Here is a 16,573-nt window from a genome sequence, read left to right on the forward strand (position 1 = left end):
TGAAACAACTATACCGTAAAAGGAGGGCGCGCTATGCTTGAAAAATTAAAAGAAGAAGTTTACAGAGCAAATATGGATCTGCCAAAATATGGTCTTGTTACCTTTACATGGGGAAATGTCAGCGGGATCGACAGGGAGCAGGGACTTTTTGTGATCAAGCCAAGTGGTGTGGATTATGACAAGCTGACACCGGAAGACATGGTAGTGGTAGATCTTGATGGAAATAAAGTAGAAGGAAGATACAATCCATCCTCTGATACACCGACACATGCAGTTCTTTACAGAGCGTTTCCGAATATCGGCGGTATCGTACATACCCACTCATCCTGGGCAACAAGCTGGGCGCAGGCAGGCAGATCGATCCCGTGTTATGGAACCACACATGCAGATTACATTTACGGAGAAGTACCATGTGTGCGTAATCTGACCAAAAGAGAGATCGAAGAGGCATATGAGAAAAATACAGGAGTCCTCATTGCGGATTATTTCAAGAATAAAGATTATGAAGCAGTACCGGCCGTGCTGTGCAAGAACCACGGACCTTTTACCTGGGGTAAGGATGCTCATGAGGCAGTTCATAACGCAGTTGTTCTTGAGGAGGTTGCCAAGCTGGCATCTCGCTGCGAGCTGATCAATCCGGATGTAAAACCGGCGCCGCAGGAGCTTCAGGATAAACATTACTACAGAAAACATGGTGCAAATGCATATTATGGTCAGGTAGACCAGGAAGACTGATCAGAAGAAAAAACAGTTTGACCCGATGGTGGATCGTCAATATCCGCTTGAGTGGAAATGCCGCGGAACAGTACCGCGGCATTTTTTGTCAAAAAATGCAAAAAATGTCAGATTTGCTGACCTTTAACACAGGTGCCGCCGAAATATGTGCTAATGTCAAGAAAAATGCAGAACATTAACACATTTATTAAAATAGGTGGCAGGATGAAAATATACACTTATCAAGGAAAAAAGAATGTTTCCGGAGAAAAAATACGCCAGATGAGGAATATGAAACGGATGTCGCAATCTGCGTTGGCCGCAAAAATGCAGGTGGAAGGAGTGATGCTGGAGCGTGACAGTATCAGCCGGATCGAAGGAGGAGAACGTTTTGTGGCAGATTATGAACTGCGGGTGTTTGCAAAGGTGCTGGGAGTGGATGTGAAGTGGCTGCTGAATGAGCAGTAAATAAGGCAATATTGGATTACAGTTCGCTGGTAATATTCCGCGAAGCGTGTTACTGAAAACGGAGTGAAAAGTAACAATATTGGTCTGAATGGCAGGAATCTGTGTAAACTACTTGATATTTATGTCGGAAACTGCTACAGTATAAAGAAAAAAAGATGGCCGGGAAGTCCTGCGGAGGGCAAACGGTCACGGATAAGAAGATAGAGGCGCGGATTTTATCAGTATTTATGGATGCAAGGCCCTGGCAGGCTGTTCATAAAGAAAGGAAAATTTGCCGAAGTGCTCTGGAAGGCCAGATGACAGGGTGCTGGGATAACGCAGAATATGCGTTGTACTGTCACGGATGTGGAGCGCTATCGGTAGCACTTCGGGAGATCTGCATTTAATATGCTGAATGGAGATTTTCTGACAGGCTATTAGTTAAATAAGGATTATTTAACCGGAGGTGTTCTTAAGAAGAGACAGCCTCCGTTTTTTTGTCCCCGAAAAGGGAGGAGAAAAATGAGTAAAAAAGCAGGAACAGCATTGTCTGTTATGGCAATGGTATTCATGGGCGCACTGGCAAGTCCCCTGACTGTGCTGGCTGCGGATGCGGAGGAGACTTACCAGCCTGCTCTGTATGCAACGATCTGGGCACTGCTTCCACCTCTTGTTGCGATCGTCCTTGCACTGATCACAAAAGAAGTATACAGTTCTCTGTTTGTGGGAATTGTAGTAGGAGCACTGATCTATTCCGGATTTAAATTTGAAGGAACGGTAACACAGATTTTTGAGGGAGGAATCATCAAGGTTCTTTCTGACAGCTATAACGTAGGTATCCTGATCTTCCTGGTAATCCTGGGATCTGTGGTATGTATGATGAACAAGGCCGGCGGCTCCGCCGCATTCGGACGATGGGCCAGCAAAAAGATCCACACGCGTGTGGGTGCAGAGCTTGCAGCGATCATCCTTGGAATCCTGATCTTCATTGACGATTATTTTAACTGCCTGACAGTAGGAAGCGTTATGCGTCCGGTAACTGACAGACATCACGTATCCAGAGCGAAATTTGCATACCTGATCGATGCGACAGCCGCTCCGGTATGTATCATCGCACCGATCTCATCCTGGGCTGCTGCAGTCAGCGGATTCGTAGAGGGACAGGATGGACTTGCGATTTTTGTAAGAACCATCCCGTATAACTTTTACGCGATCCTTACGATTGTAATGATGGTTGGCATGGTACTGATGAAAACCGAGTTTGGTGCCATGAGAACACATGAGATCAATGCTCTGAACGGAGATCTTTATACAACATCTGCAAGACCGTATGAGAATGCAACGGATGATGAGACACCGAATCCGAGAGGAAAGGTGATCGATCTTGTGATCCCGATCGTTATGCTTGTTATCTGCTGTGTCATCAGTATGATCTATACAGGAGGATTTTTCAGCGGAACAGATTTTGTTACCGCATTTTCACAGAGTGATGCCTCTACAGGCCTTGCAATGGGAAGTGCTTTTGGTCTGGTGTTTGCCATTATTTTCTATATGATCCGCCGTGTGATCAATTTCAGAGACTGTATGGGATGCATCCCGGAAGGCTTCAAGGCTATGGTACCGGCGATCATGATCCTGACCTTTGCATGGACACTGAAGGCTATGACAGACTCACTTGGTGCAGCGGTATTCGTAGAAGAAGCCATGCGTTCTGTTGCCGGTGGTATTGAAGTTATCCTTCCGGCCATTATTTTCCTGGTTGGATGCGGACTTGCATTTGCTACAGGTACTTCCTGGGGAACCTTTGGTATCTTGATCCCGATCGTTGTTGCGGTATTTGAGAAATCCAGTCCTGAGATGATGATCATTTCCATGTCCGCCTGCATGGCAGGTGCGGTTTGCGGAGACCACTGCTCACCGATCTCTGATACAACGATCATGGCTTCCGCAGGAGCACAGTGTGATCATGTGACTCACGTTTCCACACAGCTCCCGTATGCGATCCTGGCTGCGGCAGTATCCTTTGTAACTTATATTGTTGCAGGCTTTGTAAAAACAGCATGGATCGCTCTTCCGGTGGGAATCGTGCTGATGCTGATCGTACTTTTTGTCATTAAAATGATGAACCCGATGCCGGTTGAGAAACCAACAGAATAACAGACTGACCCAATGTGGGGCAGATTCCCCCATGAATGGCAAATAAAAGGCAGTGACGGAAAGAAATTTCCGAAGCTGCCTTTTTTGTGCTTTCTATAATAATTCTCTTATGTTATAATGCAGGACAGACAGCAAATAGTAAATGATCATATATAGTTTTAAGGAACAGGAGTAAGAATGATAGAATTAGGTAAAAAACAGAAATTACTGGTTGTAAAAACCGTGGATTTCGGAATATATCTTGGAGAGGATCGAAACGCACCTCAGAATGAGCGGGTGCTTCTTCCGTCCAAACAGGTACCGGAAGGAACCAAAGCAGGTGATGAGATCGAAGTATTCATCTATAAGGATTCCCAGGACAGACTGATCGCAACTACCCGTGAGCCGATGCTTCAGGTAGGACAGACAGCAGTCCTTAAGGTAAAACAGGTCACCAGGATCGGTGCTTTTCTTGACTGGGGACTGGAGAAGGATCTTCTTCTTCCGTATCATGAGCAGACCAACCGGGTCCGTGAAGGTGAGGAGTGTCTGGTAGCTCTTTATGTAGATAAGAGCAGCAGACTCTGTGCAACCATGAAGGTGTATCATTATCTTTCCACCAGAACTCCTTATGTACCGGGAGATTCGGTAAAGGGGCGTGTCTATGAGATCAGTGGGAATTTCGGCGTTTTTGTTGCGGTAGATGATAAATATTCCGCTCTGATCCCGGCACGGGAGGCAACAGGCAAGTACAGACCGGGAGCTATTCTTGATCTTCGTGTCACAGAGGTGAAAGAGGATGGCAAGATGAACGTCAGTGACCGCCAGAAGGCTTACATCCAGATCAACGAGGATGCAGAGAGCGTATTCAGCGTGATCGAGGAATTTGCAGGGGTGTTGCCATTTGATGATCATGCCTCACCGGAAGTCATCAAGAGAGAGTTTGGCCTCAGTAAGAACGCATTCAAGCGTGCAGTCGGTCATCTGATGAAGGAAGGAAAAGTAGAGATCCGTGACAAGAGGATCTACATTAAAAAATAACAAGGTGTTGACCGGCTCCGGATCAGACACGCTCCGGCACGTTCAGAGAAAAGTGCAGAGCGGGGAGGATCCGGAGCCCTGTTTTTTACGATAAGGAGAATAAATTTGGAGTTTACACATTTACATGTCCATACAGAATACAGCCTTCTGGATGGCTCCAATAAGATCAAAGAATATGTAGCCAGAGTAAAAGAGCTGGGTATGGACAGTGCGGCGATCACCGATCATGGCGTTATGTATGGTGTGATTGATTTTTACAGAGCTGCAAGAGAAGCCGGGATCAATCCGATCCTCGGATGTGAGGTTTATGTGGCTCCGGGCTCCCGTTTTGACAGAGAAGTGGGAAGTGGGGATGACCGTTATTATCATCTGGTCCTGCTGGCTGAGAATAATCAGGGATACAGCAACCTGATGAAAATTGTATCCAAGGCATTCGTGGAAGGGTTTTATTACAAGCCACGTGTGGATCTGGAGCTTCTGGAAAAATATCACGAGGGTATCATTGCCTTAAGTGCCTGCCTGGCGGGAGAGGTCGCCAGATATCTTGCACGTGGAATGTATGAGGATGCCAAGATCGCGGCATTACGTTACCAGGATATTTTCGGAAAAGGAAATTTCTTTCTGGAGCTTCAGGATCATGGGATCCCGGAGCAGCAGACTGTAAACCAGCAGCTTCTCCGTATGCACAGAGAGACGGGGATCGATTTGGTTGCCACCAATGATGTGCATTACACTATGGCAGAGGATGCGGAACCACATGATGTTCTTCTTTGTCTGCAGACTCAGAAAAAGCTCAGCGATGAGAACAGAATGCGCTATGAGGGTGGCCAGTATTATGTGAAATCGCCGGAGGAGATGGCGAGGCTTTTTCCATATGCGCTGGAAGCGCTGGAAAATACGCACAGGATCGCGGAGAGATGTCATGTGGAGATTGAATTTGGTGTGACCAAGCTGCCGAAATATGATGTGCCGGACGGATTTACCTCCTGGGAATATCTGAACAAGCTTTGCCATGAGGGACTTGAGCAGCGTTATCATCCGGTAACAGAGGAGCTGAAAAAGCGCCTGGATTATGAGCTGTCTACGATCAAAAACATGGGGTATGTAGATTACTTTCTCATTGTATGGGATTTTATCAAATATGCTAGGGACAACGATATCATGGTCGGTCCGGGACGAGGTTCTGCCGCAGGAAGCCTGGTTGCCTATACACTTGGGATCACCCAGCTGGACCCGATCCGGTATGATCTGCTCTTTGAACGTTTCCTGAATCCGGAGCGAGTATCCATGCCGGATATCGATGTGGATTTCTGCTTCGAACGGAGACAGGAGGTTATTGATTATGTAAGAAGAAAATATGGTGATGACTGCGTGGTTCAGATCGTTACCTTCGGTACACTGGCAGCCCGCGGTGTCATTCGTGATGTAGGCCGTGTTCTGGATATGCCTTATGCCCAGGTGGACACCATCGCCAAGATGATCCCACAGGAGCTGAATATCACCATTGACAAGGCACTGGGAATGAATCCGGAGTTTCGCAAGGCTTACGAGGAACAGGACGATATCCATCGTCTGATCGATCTGGCAAAACGTCTGGAGGGGCTTCCGAGGCATACCTCCATGCATGCGGCAGGTGTTGTGATCAGCCAGAAGGATGTATCGGAATACGTACCCCTTTCCAGAGCACAGGATGGTTCCATTGTCACGCAGTTTACCATGACAACACTGGAAGAGCTGGGACTTCTGAAAATGGATTTCCTGGGTCTCCGTACCCTGACGGTTATCCAGAATGCTGTGAAAATGGTGGAAAAAAGTACCGGTATGCTTCTGGATATGCAAAAGATCGACTACAACGACAAAAAGGTACTGGATTCTCTCGGAACAGGACGTACTGACGGTGTGTTCCAGCTGGAGAGTGCCGGAATGAAAAGCTTCATGAAGGAGCTGAAGCCTCAGAGCCTTGAGGACGTGATCGCGGGAATTTCGCTTTACCGTCCGGGTCCCATGGATTTCATTCCGCAGTACATCCGCGGAAAAAACCGTCCGGATACCATCCGTTATGACTGTCCGCAGATGGAGCCGATCCTGAAGCCGACCTATGGCTGTATCGTATACCAGGAGCAGGTTATGCAGATCGTCCGTGAGCTTGCAGGCTACACCCTTGGACGAAGTGACCTGGTGCGCCGTGCCATGTCCAAGAAAAAAGCTTCTGTTATGGCAAAAGAACGCCAGAATTTCGTTTACGGAAACGTGGAAGAGGGAGTACCGGGATGTATCGCCAACGGTATTTCCGAGGAGATCGCAAACAAGATCTACGATGAGATGACAGATTTTGCAAAGTATGCCTTCAATAAGTCTCACGCTGCCGCTTATGCAGTGGTTTCCTACCAGACGGCATATCTCAAATATTACTATCCGGTAGAATTTATGGCTGCACTGATGACATCCGTTGTGGAAATGCCGAACAAGGTTGCCGAGTATATTTCTGTATGCCGCCAGATGGGGATCCGGATCCTTCCGCCGGATATCAATCATGGTGTTTATGGCTTTTCTGTTGACAATGGTTCCATTCGTTATGCACTTTCTGCCATCAAGAGTATCGGCCGTCCGGTAATCGAGGGGATTGTGCGGGAGCGTGAGGAGCACGGAGAATATACCTCCCTGAAAACATTTATTGAGCGAAATATCGACCAGATCAACAAGAGAGTTGTGGAAAATCTGATCAAGGCCGGAGCGCTGGACTGCCTGGAGGGAAACCGGAATCAGAAAATGACGGTTTATACGCAGATCATAGACAGTATCAACCAGGATAAGAAGCATACCATGGCGGGACAGCTGAGTCTTTTTGATATTGCGCCTGAAGAAGATAAAAAGGAATTTGAAATCCGTATGCCACAGGCAGCAGAATATCCGAAGGAGACGATACTGACCTTTGAGAAGGAAGTTCTCGGCATCTATCTCAGCGGTCATCCGCTGGAGCGTTACCGGAATATGATGGAAAAAATGATCTCTGCAAAAACTTCTGATTTTCAGCCGGATGATGAAACAGGGATACCGGAGGTTTACGATAACCAGAAAGTGATCGTGGGTGGAATGATCACGGATAAAACCATAAAATATACAAAGAATAATAAGGTAATGGCGTTCCTTACAGTGGAAGATCTGGTAGGCACCGTGGAGGTTGTGGTATTTCCACGTGATTACGAAAAATGCCAGATGTTCCTGAATGAAGATGCCCGGCTCTTTATTCAGGGAAGAGTATCCGCAGAAGACGACAAAGCCAGCAAGCTGATCCTGGAAAAGGTCCGTCTTTTTGATGATATGCCAAGAGAACTGTGGCTCCAGTTTGAAAGCCGGGAAGAGTACGCAAAAGCCGAGACCGGTCTGGTAGACGATCTGATGGAATCCAGAGGAAACAGCACGGTGGTTATTTATCTCAAAGATGTCAAGGCAATGAAGAAGCTTCCCCCTGCTTATCAGGTCCATATCGAGGATTCCTGGCTGGAGCGCATGTGTAAAAAATATGGAAGTTCCAATGTTAAAATTGTGGAGAGAGTATTGAAAAACTTATAAAAATGCTATAAACTATACCCGAATATGTGTATTACAATAGGTTGTTTCATAAGATGGAGGATAACAATATGGCAGAGAACAAAATCAAAACGATCGGCGTTTTGACCAGTGGCGGTGACGCACCTGGAATGAATGCTGCAATCCGTGCTGTTGTCAGAAGAGGATTAAGCAGCGGACTGAACGTAAAGGGAATCTATAAAGGATACAGCGGTCTCTTAAATGAAGAGATCAGAGATATGACAGCAAAGGACGTTTCCGATACGATTGAGCGAGGCGGAACAATTCTTTATACTGCCAGATGTGCAGAGATGAGAACAGAGGAAGGACAGCAGCAGGCTGCAGAGATCTGCAGAAAGCATGGAATCGACGGCCTTGTTGTTATCGGTGGAGACGGATCCTTCGCAGGTGCTCAGAAGCTTGCGAACCTTGGAATCAATACCATTGGCCTGCCGGGAACTATTGACCTTGATATCGCATGTACCGAGTACACCATCGGTTTCGATACTGCTGTAAATACAGCTATGGAAGCTATTGACAAGGTACGTGATACGTCCACATCCCATGAGAGATGCAGTATCATCGAGGTTATGGGACGTAACGCCGGATACCTTGCAGTATGGTGCGGCATCGCAAATGGTGCTGAGGATATCCTGATCCCGGAGAAATATGATTACGACGAGCAGAAGCTTATTGACAATATCGTAGAGAGCCGTAAGAAAGGCAAGAAACACCATATCATCGTAAATGCTGAGGGTATCGGCCATTCAGAGGCTATGGCGAAGCGTATCGAGGCTGCAACAGGTATCGAGACACGTGCAACGATCCTTGGTCACATGCAGCGTGGTGGAAGCCCTACATGTAAGGACCGTGTATATGCGTCCATGATGGGTGCTCTTGCAGTAGATCTTCTTGTTGCCGGAAAACGCAGCCGTGTTGTTGGATACCGTCATGGTGAGTTTGTCGATTTCGACATCAATGAGGCTCTTGCAATGCAGAAGAATGTAGATTCCTACATGTGGGAGGTCTGCAATTCTCTTTCTCATAATTACAGAAAATAAAGATATTTATGAACTTAAAAAAAGTTTCAGACGGATTGCATAAACTGAATACGTCACAAATAATTGCCCTCGGCTTTGCGGGGGTGATTTTTGTAGGTGGACTTATTTTGTGGATGCCGTTCTGCAGTGCACCCGGGCAGGCTGTTACCTTCCCGGATGCTGTTTTTACAGCGGCGACCAGCGTATGTGTAACAGGACTTTCCACAGTTGTTATGGCAGTCCAGTGGAGCCCCATTGGAAAAGCGGTTATCCTGTGCCTGATACAGATCGGCGGGATCGGACTGATCGCACTGGCGAATATGATATTCATCAGCCTCCGGCGGAAAATTTCCCTGAAAAACCGGCGGATCATCAAGGAATCCTACAACCTGGATGAAATGGGTGGAGTCGTGGCTGTAGTCCGCAGTGTGGTGAAATGCGTGTTTCTTGCAGAAGGAATCGGTGCGGTCCTGTATGCGTTTTGCTTTGTACCGGAATTTGGAATAAAAAAAGGTCTGGTGCATGCCATATTTCTGGCGGTATCTGCATTCTGCAACGCAGGGATCGATCTTTTCGGGGAAACAAGCCTTTCGGTATATGTGAGCAATCCGCTGGTCAATATCACTACGATTGGCCTGATCATTGTGTCAGGTCTTGGATTTATCGTCTGGTGGGATCTGTGGGATAAATTCCGCAAGGTTCTGAGAAAAGAGCTCTCCCCATCCAGAGTTTTTCGTGTACTGCGGCTTCAGAGCAAGCTGGTCCTTACGATGACCGGGATCCTGGTATTTTCAGGAGCATTTCTGGTATTTATCTTTGAATCCGGAAACCCTTCCACGCTGAAGGGGGCACCACTGGGAACAAAGCTCATGGCATCCTTTTTCCAGTCAGTGACAACACGTACGGCGGGATTTTATACCATGGATCAGTCGCTTTTGTCCACACCTACCGTGATCATTTCCCTACTGTGGATGTTTATCGGAGGATCACCCATGGGCACTGCCGGTGGTGTGAAGACTACTACCATTGCGGTTCTGATCCTTTCTATTGCAGCATATCTTCAGGGAAAAAAGGATGTAGAGGTATACGGCCGCAGGATCCGTGAGAGCTATCTCCGTTCTGCCATGGTTGTTGCAGGAACCAGTGTGCTGATCCTTTTTACCATGACGGTGCTTTTGTCCGCAGTAATGCCGGGAGTGGATTTGGCAGATGTTTTATATGAGATCACTTCTGCGGGGGCTACAGTAGGACTTTCCAGAGGACTGACACCTCAGCTGAATGTGGCAGGCAAGTGGATCGTGATCCTTACCATGTATCTGGGACGTATCGGACCGCTGACACTTGGAACAGCAGTTGTGATGCGTGTACGCAACAGGCCGGGAAGCACAACGCATCTCGGTGAAGAAGATATCATGATCGGTTAAACAGGAGAATAGAATGAAAAACAAATCTTTTGCCGTGATCGGGCTTGGACAGTTTGGAATGACTCTGGCGGTGACGCTGGCAGAGTCAGACTGTGATGTCCTTGCCATTGATGACAAAGAAGAAAATATCGAAGAGATTTCCGAAAAAGTAACCTATGCGGTAAAAGCAGATGTCCGTGAACCGGGAATCCTGAAGGCTCTGGGAGTTCAGAATGTGGATGTAGCCATTATCGCAGTTGCCGAAAATCTGGAAGCCAGTATTTCCGCGACCATGCAGGCTAAGGATCTGGGAGTGCCCTTTGTAGTTGCAAAAAGTATGAATTCTCTTCATGGACGTATACTTGACAAAATTGGTGCAGATAAGATCATTTATCCGGAACAGTCCATGGGACTGCGAGTTGCCAGAAATCTTATGTCCGGCGGGTATCTGGATGTGTTTGAGCTTTCAGCGGAGTTCAGTATGGCGGAGTTTTCCATGCCGGTATCCTGGAGTGGAAAAAATCTGGCAGATCTGAATGTACGGGAGCGTTTTCACATTAATATCATTGGCATCAAGCAGGGTGAAAATGTCACGGTAGATCTGGATCCTTCCGAACCGCTTCCGGACAACTGTTCCATAATCGCCATCGGAAAAAACAAGGATCTGAATGCAAGTCGTGAGGAATTACGTTAACCGAATACGGATTGCCGGAAGGAGAGAAATAAAAGTATGATAACCAGTGTATCAAATGCAAAAATAAAAAATGTCATGCAGCTGAACCAGAAGGCAAAAGCCAGAAGAGAGCAGGGACTTTTTGTGGCAGAAGGCCGGAAAATGTTTCTGGAAGCACCGGAAAGCTGGGTTTCCCAGGTGTTTGTCTCCGAGACCGTTTCCCAGGATGGAGAGCTGATGTCTCAGGCAGAAAAATATCCCTGTGAGATCGTGAAGGATTCCGTATTCCGTCAGATGTGTGATACCAAGACTCCCCAGGGGATCCTGACAGTTCTGAAGCTGCCTTCCTGGAGCGAGGAGGAGGTACTGGCGGGAAAAAATCCTCTGGTCATGGTTCTGGAGGATCTTCAGGATCCGGGAAATGCGGGAACCATTCTCAGGACCGGTGAGGGCGCCGGCGTAAGCGGAGTTTTCCTCACAAAAACCTGCGTGGATATCACAAATCCCAAGGTGATCCGTTCTACCATGGGCTCTATTTACAGAATGCCTTTTCTATACGTGGAAGATGTGGTATCATTAGAAAAGAAGCTGAAAGAAAAGGGAATCCGCAGTTTTGCAGCTCATCTGAAGGGTGAGAATTCCTATGATCAGGAATCCTATAAGGGTGGTACCGCATTTTTCATCGGAAACGAGGGAAAGGGCCTGACTGATCAGGCGGCGGAGGCAGCAGACTGTCTGATCCGCATTCCCATGTGCGGAAAGGTAGAATCGCTGAATGCTGCCATGGCATCAGGAATCCTGATGTACGAAGCTGCAAGACAGAGAAGAGAATAAGAGAGGAGGGGTTTTATGACACCTTTGGCCTGGCTTGGAATACTGGCAATTTTACTGGTAATTGAAGCAATCACGGTAGGACTTACCACTGTCTGGTTTGCAGGCGGTGCTCTTGTGGCGTGCATTGCCTCGTGGCTTGGTGGGGGAATTGTTGTACAGCTCCTTTTATTTTTCGGAGTTTCCGTGGTGCTTCTGATCTTTACCAGACCTCTGGCGGTCCGCTACATGAACAAGGGCGTGGAAAAGACCAATGCAGAGAGTCTTCTGGGAAAAAGAGCCGTAGTGATACAGCCGGTCAACAACCTGGCCCAGACCGGGCAGGTGAGGATCAATGACATCGAGTGGACTGCACGGACCGCAGATGACGGGGAAGAAATTCCAACAGGTGCAGTGGTTGAGATCGAAGAGATCCGCGGAGTGAAGCTGATCGTAAAAGAAATTAGCAAGGAGGGCTAAATTATGGGTGGAGTTGTTGTTTTGCTTGTAGTCATCGTTCTTGTGCTGTGGGTACTTGCATCCTGTATCCGCATTGTACCGCAGGCCTATGCAGTGGTACTGGAACGTCTTGGCGCTTACAAGGCTACCTGGAGTACAGGAATCCATTTCAAGGTTCCGTTCATTGAGCGTGTTGCAAGAAGAGTAAACCTGAAAGAACAGGTTGTGGATTTTCCACCGCAGCCGGTAATTACCAAAGATAATGTAACCATGCAGATCGATACGGTTGTATTTTTCCAGATCACAGATCCGAAGCTTTACGCATATGGCGTTGAGAATCCGATCATGGCTATCGAGAATCTTTCTGCTACAACACTTCGTAACATCATCGGTGATATGGAGCTGGATGAGACACTGACATCCCGAGAGGTTATCAATACCAAGATGCGTGCTTCCCTTGATGTGGCTACAGATCCATGGGGAATCAAGGTTAACCGTGTGGAGCTTAAGAACATCATTCCTCCGGCAGCCATCCAGGATGCCATGGAGAAACAGATGAAGGCTGAGCGTGAGAGACGAGAAGCCATTCTGAAAGCAGAAGGAGAGAAACGTTCCACCATCCTTGTTGCAGAGGGTAAAAAACAGTCCGCTATCCTGGATGCGGAGGCTGAGAAGCAGGCGGCGATCCTTCATGCGGAGGCTCAGAAGGAGCGTATGATCAAAGAGGCTGAAGGACAGGCACAGGCAGTCCTTAAAGTACAGCAGGCAACTGCAGAAGGACTTCGTATGATCAAGGAAGCAGGAGCAGATGAATCTGTTCTTACTCTGAAGAGCCTGGAGGCTCTTACAAAGGTTGCTGACGGCAAGGCAACGAAGATCATCATTCCGTCCGAGATACAGGGCATCGCAGGGCTGGCAACATCCCTGAAGGAAATCATGACAGATAAACCGGCAGAGCAGAAATAAATCTGCAGCCATGAGGAGGACATATTATGAATCTTAAAGGAAGAAATTTCCTGACACTGAAAGATTTTACACCGGAAGAGATCACTTACATGATCGACCTTGCAGCAGATCTGAAGGCAAAGAAAAAAGCAGGAGAGCTTCATGAGTATTACAGAGGTAAGAATATTGCCCTGATCTTTGAAAAAACAAGCACAAGAACACGCTGTTCCTTCGAAGTGGCAGCTCATGATCTGGGAATGGGTTCTACCTATCTGGATCCCACAGGCTCCCAGATCGGAAAGAAGGAGAGCATTGCAGATACTGCAAGAGTTCTCGGAAGAATGTATGAGGGAATCGAGTACCGTGGCTTCGGTCAGGATATTGTTGAGGAGCTTGCGAAGCATGCAGGTGTACCGGTATGGAATGGCCTGACAAACGAGTATCATCCGACACAGATGCTTGCAGATATGCTGACAGTACGTGAACATTTCGGCAAACTGAAAGGCCTGAAGCTTGTATACATGGGCGATGCCCGTTACAACATGGGTAACTCCCTGATGGTTGTATGCTCCAAGCTTGGTCTTGATTTCGTAGCCTGCACCAATAAGAAATATTTCCCGAATGATGAGCTTGTAGCACAGTGTCAGCAGTGGGCAGAAGAGGCAGGTTCCACCATCACTCTCACAGAGGATGTGGAGGTAGGAACAAAAGATGCGGACATCATCTACACAGATGTATGGGTATCCATGGGCGAGCCTGACGAAGTATGGACAGAGCGTATCCACGACCTGACACCATACAAGGTTACCAGACATGTAATGGAGAACGCCGGTGAAAAGGCGATCTTCCTTCACTGTCTGCCGGCATTCCATGATCTTAAGACAAAGATCGGAAAAGAGATGGGCGAGCGTTTCAACCTTACAGATATGGAGGTTACAGACGAAGTATTCGAGTCTCCGCAGTCCAAGGTATTCGACGAAGCTGAGAACCGTATGCACACCATTAAGGCTGTGATCGTTGCAACATTAGGAGAGCCGGAGAAATAATGTCAGATTTATTTAATGAAGAAATAATTTCACAGGCAACACATACAAAATGGGCGGGCAAAACCGTCCATTTTGCAAGAGAAACAGATTCCACCAACCTCTGGGGAAAACGTGCCTGGAGGGAAGAAGGCGCAGGACACGGAGAGCTGTTTGTGGCAGAATATCAGTCCGCAGGACGCGGACGTTTTACAAGACGATGGAGTGCGCCGCCGGACAGTGCCATTACTATGAGTATCCTTATCTGCCCGGAATTTTCTCCGCAGAAGGCGCCGATGCTGACACTTGTTATGGGACTTTCAGTTGCACAGGCAGTAGCAGAGCTCGGTCTTGAGGTAGGGATCAAATGGCCTAACGATGTAGTTGTTTCCCGCAAAAAGATCTGCGGTATCTTAACCGAAATGACCATGAAGCAGGATAAGATCGGCTGTGCAGTTATCGGAGTCGGGATTAACGTAAACATGGAAAGCTTTCCGGAAGAAACGGCAGATAAGGCTACCTCTCTGTATCTGGAAAGCGGACATCCCTTTGACCGGGCACAGGTAGTCGGACTTGTGATGAAGCATTTTGAGGAAAATTATGAGAGATTTGTACAGACAGAGGATCTCAGCGGCCTGAAACCGGATTATGAGAAAATGCTGGCCAATCTGAACCAGCCGGTACGTGTACTGGATCAGAATGATCCATATGAGGGGATCGCAAGAGGGATCAATGCCGGCGGAGAGCTTCTGGTAGAGCGTGCAGACGGTACAGTCGAGGAAGTAAATTCCGGAGAGGTTTCTGTACGTGGTTTATACAGCTATGTGTAAAACATGCAGCACAGATCGGATAAAATTTCCGGCAGCGATTTTCCGTTGATGTTTTATTGCAGTAGTGGAAAAAACAAGAATCTCCCTGCTTTAGCTGCAGGGAGTGTCAAGTTATAAATAAAGGAGATTTTATGTATCAGGATAACATTGTGCTCTGCGGAGCAAGCTCTTATGAGCAGAAATATTATTTTAACCAGGATTTTGCGTCTCTTCCTGAGACGGTAAAGCAGGAGCTGCAGATCATGTGTGTGCTTTTCACAGAGGATGTAGGCGGGATCCTGACACTGGAATTTGATGAGGACGGCAGTCTGCAGTTTAAGACTGAGGCCCTGGAGGCAGATGCCCGTTTTGACGAGATCGGAAGTGCACTGAAGATCAAGGAGCTCCAGCGGGACAAAAGAGAGCTTCTGGAATCTCTGGAAATGTATTACAAGGTATTTTTCCTGGGAGATATCCCGGATGAGGAACTGCAGAAAAAAGCAGATGCCGTTGAGGAATGATCCATGAAGATGCAGTGGAAGATCGGAAATGTGGAGATACCGAACCCCTTTGTGCTTGCACCGATGGCAGGGGTTACGGATCTGGCATTTCGAAGACTTTGCAAGGAGCAGGGTGCAGGCCTGATCTGTATGGAGATGGTCAGTGCCAAGGCGATCTCTTTTCATAATAAGAATACAGAGGCGCTGATGGAGATCGATCCCGGGGAGCATCCGGTATCCATGCAGCTTTTCGGCAGCGAGCCGGACCTTATGGCAGAGGTGGCAAAAAGCATTGAGGAGCGTCCCTTTGACATTCTCGATATCAATATGGGATGTCCGGTTCCCAAGGTGGTAAATAATGGCGAGGGCTCAGCTCTTCTGAAGGATCCTCAGCTGATCGAAGAGATCGTCCGCAGTGTTTCCGGAGCAGTTTCCAAGCCGGTAACGGTGAAGGTCCGCATTGGCTTTGATGAAAATACGCCGGTGGATGTGGTGGAGATCGCAAAACGGGTGGAGGATGCAGGTGCAGCAGCCATCGCAGTTCATGGAAGGACCAGACAGCAGTATTATTCTGGCCAGGCGGACTGGGATGCTATCCGCAGGGTGAAGGAAGCGGTGACTATTCCGGTGATAGGAAACGGAGATATCGTTTCACCGGAAACTGCAGAAGCCATGTTTAAAGAGACTGGTTGCGATGCGGTGATGATCGGCCGTGCAGTACGTGGGAACCCGTGGATCTTCCGGGAGCTGAACCACTATTTCCACACCGGGGAAAAGCTTCCCAGACCAACCGCAGAGGAAGTCTGCGAGATGATCCTGCGCCATGCCGAAGATCAGATCGCGATCAAGGGTGAGTATATCGGGATCCGCGAAATGCGGAAGCATGTAGCCTGGTATACAGCCGGTATGCGGCACAGTGCGGGAATCCGGAGAGAATCTAATAATATTTCAAGCTATGAAGAATTGAAAAAGCTTACAGACATGGTACTGGAGCGATAAAAAAG

The 16,573-nt window shown here is 47.7% G+C and carries 15 protein-coding genes and 1 riboswitch; all 15 genes read left to right on the plus strand.

Annotated elements, in window-relative coordinates:
- Nucleotides 1-33: 33 nt before the first annotated feature.
- Nucleotides 34-735: an L-ribulose-5-phosphate 4-epimerase gene (locus DMI82_RS09505; RefSeq protein ID WP_110103162.1), complete on the plus strand. Its 702-nt coding sequence runs from the start codon at nt 34-36 to the stop codon at nt 733-735.
- Between the two features lie 204 nt (nt 736-939).
- Nucleotides 940-1,182, plus strand: coding sequence for a helix-turn-helix domain-containing protein (locus DMI82_RS09510; protein WP_015526736.1), 243 nt, complete (start codon nt 940-942; stop codon nt 1,180-1,182).
- 193 nt (nt 1,183-1,375) lie between these two features.
- Nucleotides 1,376-1,546, plus strand: a riboswitch (Lysine riboswitch).
- 185 nt (nt 1,547-1,731) lie between these two features.
- Nucleotides 1,732-3,318, plus strand: coding sequence for a Na+/H+ antiporter NhaC family protein (locus tag DMI82_RS09520; RefSeq protein ID WP_412405433.1), 1,587 nt, complete (start codon nt 1,732-1,734; stop codon nt 3,316-3,318).
- A 177-nt stretch (nt 3,319-3,495) separates the two neighbouring features.
- The gene (locus DMI82_RS09525; protein WP_021652585.1) at nt 3,496-4,338 is read left to right on the plus strand and encodes a CvfB family protein; all 843 of its coding nucleotides are present in this window, start codon (nt 3,496-3,498) and stop codon (nt 4,336-4,338) included.
- 105 nt (nt 4,339-4,443) lie between these two features.
- Nucleotides 4,444-7,911 (plus strand): DNA polymerase III subunit alpha, encoded by a 3,468-nt coding sequence (locus tag DMI82_RS09530; RefSeq protein ID WP_022426228.1) that lies wholly within the window; start codon nt 4,444-4,446, stop codon nt 7,909-7,911.
- A gap of 68 nt (nt 7,912-7,979) precedes the next feature.
- Entirely contained in the window at nt 7,980-8,969 is a 990-nt protein-coding gene (gene pfkA, locus DMI82_RS09535) for a 6-phosphofructokinase (RefSeq protein ID WP_059086454.1), read from the plus strand.
- An 8-nt stretch (nt 8,970-8,977) separates the two neighbouring features.
- Complete coding sequence (locus DMI82_RS09540) at nt 8,978-10,372, plus strand: TrkH family potassium uptake protein (protein ID WP_021652589.1); 1,395 nt, start codon at nt 8,978-8,980, stop codon at nt 10,370-10,372.
- A gap of 13 nt (nt 10,373-10,385) precedes the next feature.
- On the plus strand, nt 10,386-11,045 hold the full coding sequence (locus DMI82_RS09545; RefSeq protein WP_110103164.1) for a potassium channel family protein: 660 nt from the start codon (nt 10,386-10,388) through the stop codon (nt 11,043-11,045).
- Between the two features lie 36 nt (nt 11,046-11,081).
- Entirely contained in the window at nt 11,082-11,858 is a 777-nt protein-coding gene (locus tag DMI82_RS09550) for a TrmH family RNA methyltransferase (protein WP_110103165.1), read from the plus strand.
- A 15-nt stretch (nt 11,859-11,873) separates the two neighbouring features.
- Complete coding sequence (locus DMI82_RS09555; protein WP_021652591.1) at nt 11,874-12,314, plus strand: NfeD family protein; 441 nt, start codon at nt 11,874-11,876, stop codon at nt 12,312-12,314.
- Nucleotides 12,315-12,317: 3 nt separating this feature from the next.
- A complete protein-coding gene (locus DMI82_RS09560) occupies nt 12,318-13,259 on the plus strand; it encodes an SPFH domain-containing protein (RefSeq protein ID WP_015526727.1) in 942 nt (313 codons plus the stop codon).
- Between the two features lie 26 nt (nt 13,260-13,285).
- Nucleotides 13,286-14,284: an ornithine carbamoyltransferase gene (gene argF / locus DMI82_RS09565; protein ID WP_021652592.1), complete on the plus strand. Its 999-nt coding sequence runs from the start codon at nt 13,286-13,288 to the stop codon at nt 14,282-14,284.
- Nucleotides 14,284-15,090 (plus strand): biotin--[acetyl-CoA-carboxylase] ligase, encoded by an 807-nt coding sequence (locus DMI82_RS09570; RefSeq protein ID WP_021652593.1) that lies wholly within the window; start codon nt 14,284-14,286, stop codon nt 15,088-15,090. The genes argF and DMI82_RS09570 overlap by 1 nt, the downstream gene beginning before the upstream one ends.
- A gap of 131 nt (nt 15,091-15,221) precedes the next feature.
- A complete protein-coding gene (locus DMI82_RS09575) occupies nt 15,222-15,590 on the plus strand; it encodes a DUF6145 family protein (RefSeq protein WP_015526724.1) in 369 nt (122 codons plus the stop codon).
- Between the two features lie 9 nt (nt 15,591-15,599).
- The gene (gene dusB, locus DMI82_RS09580) at nt 15,600-16,568 is read left to right on the plus strand and encodes a tRNA dihydrouridine synthase DusB (protein WP_110103185.1); all 969 of its coding nucleotides are present in this window, start codon (nt 15,600-15,602) and stop codon (nt 16,566-16,568) included.
- The last annotated feature ends 5 nt before the right edge of the window (nt 16,569-16,573 follow it).

The organism is Blautia sp. BCRC 81119 (assembly GCF_003184505.1).
In the GTDB taxonomy this organism is placed as follows: Bacteria; Bacillota; Clostridia; order Lachnospirales; family Lachnospiraceae; genus Blautia_A; species Blautia_A fusiformis.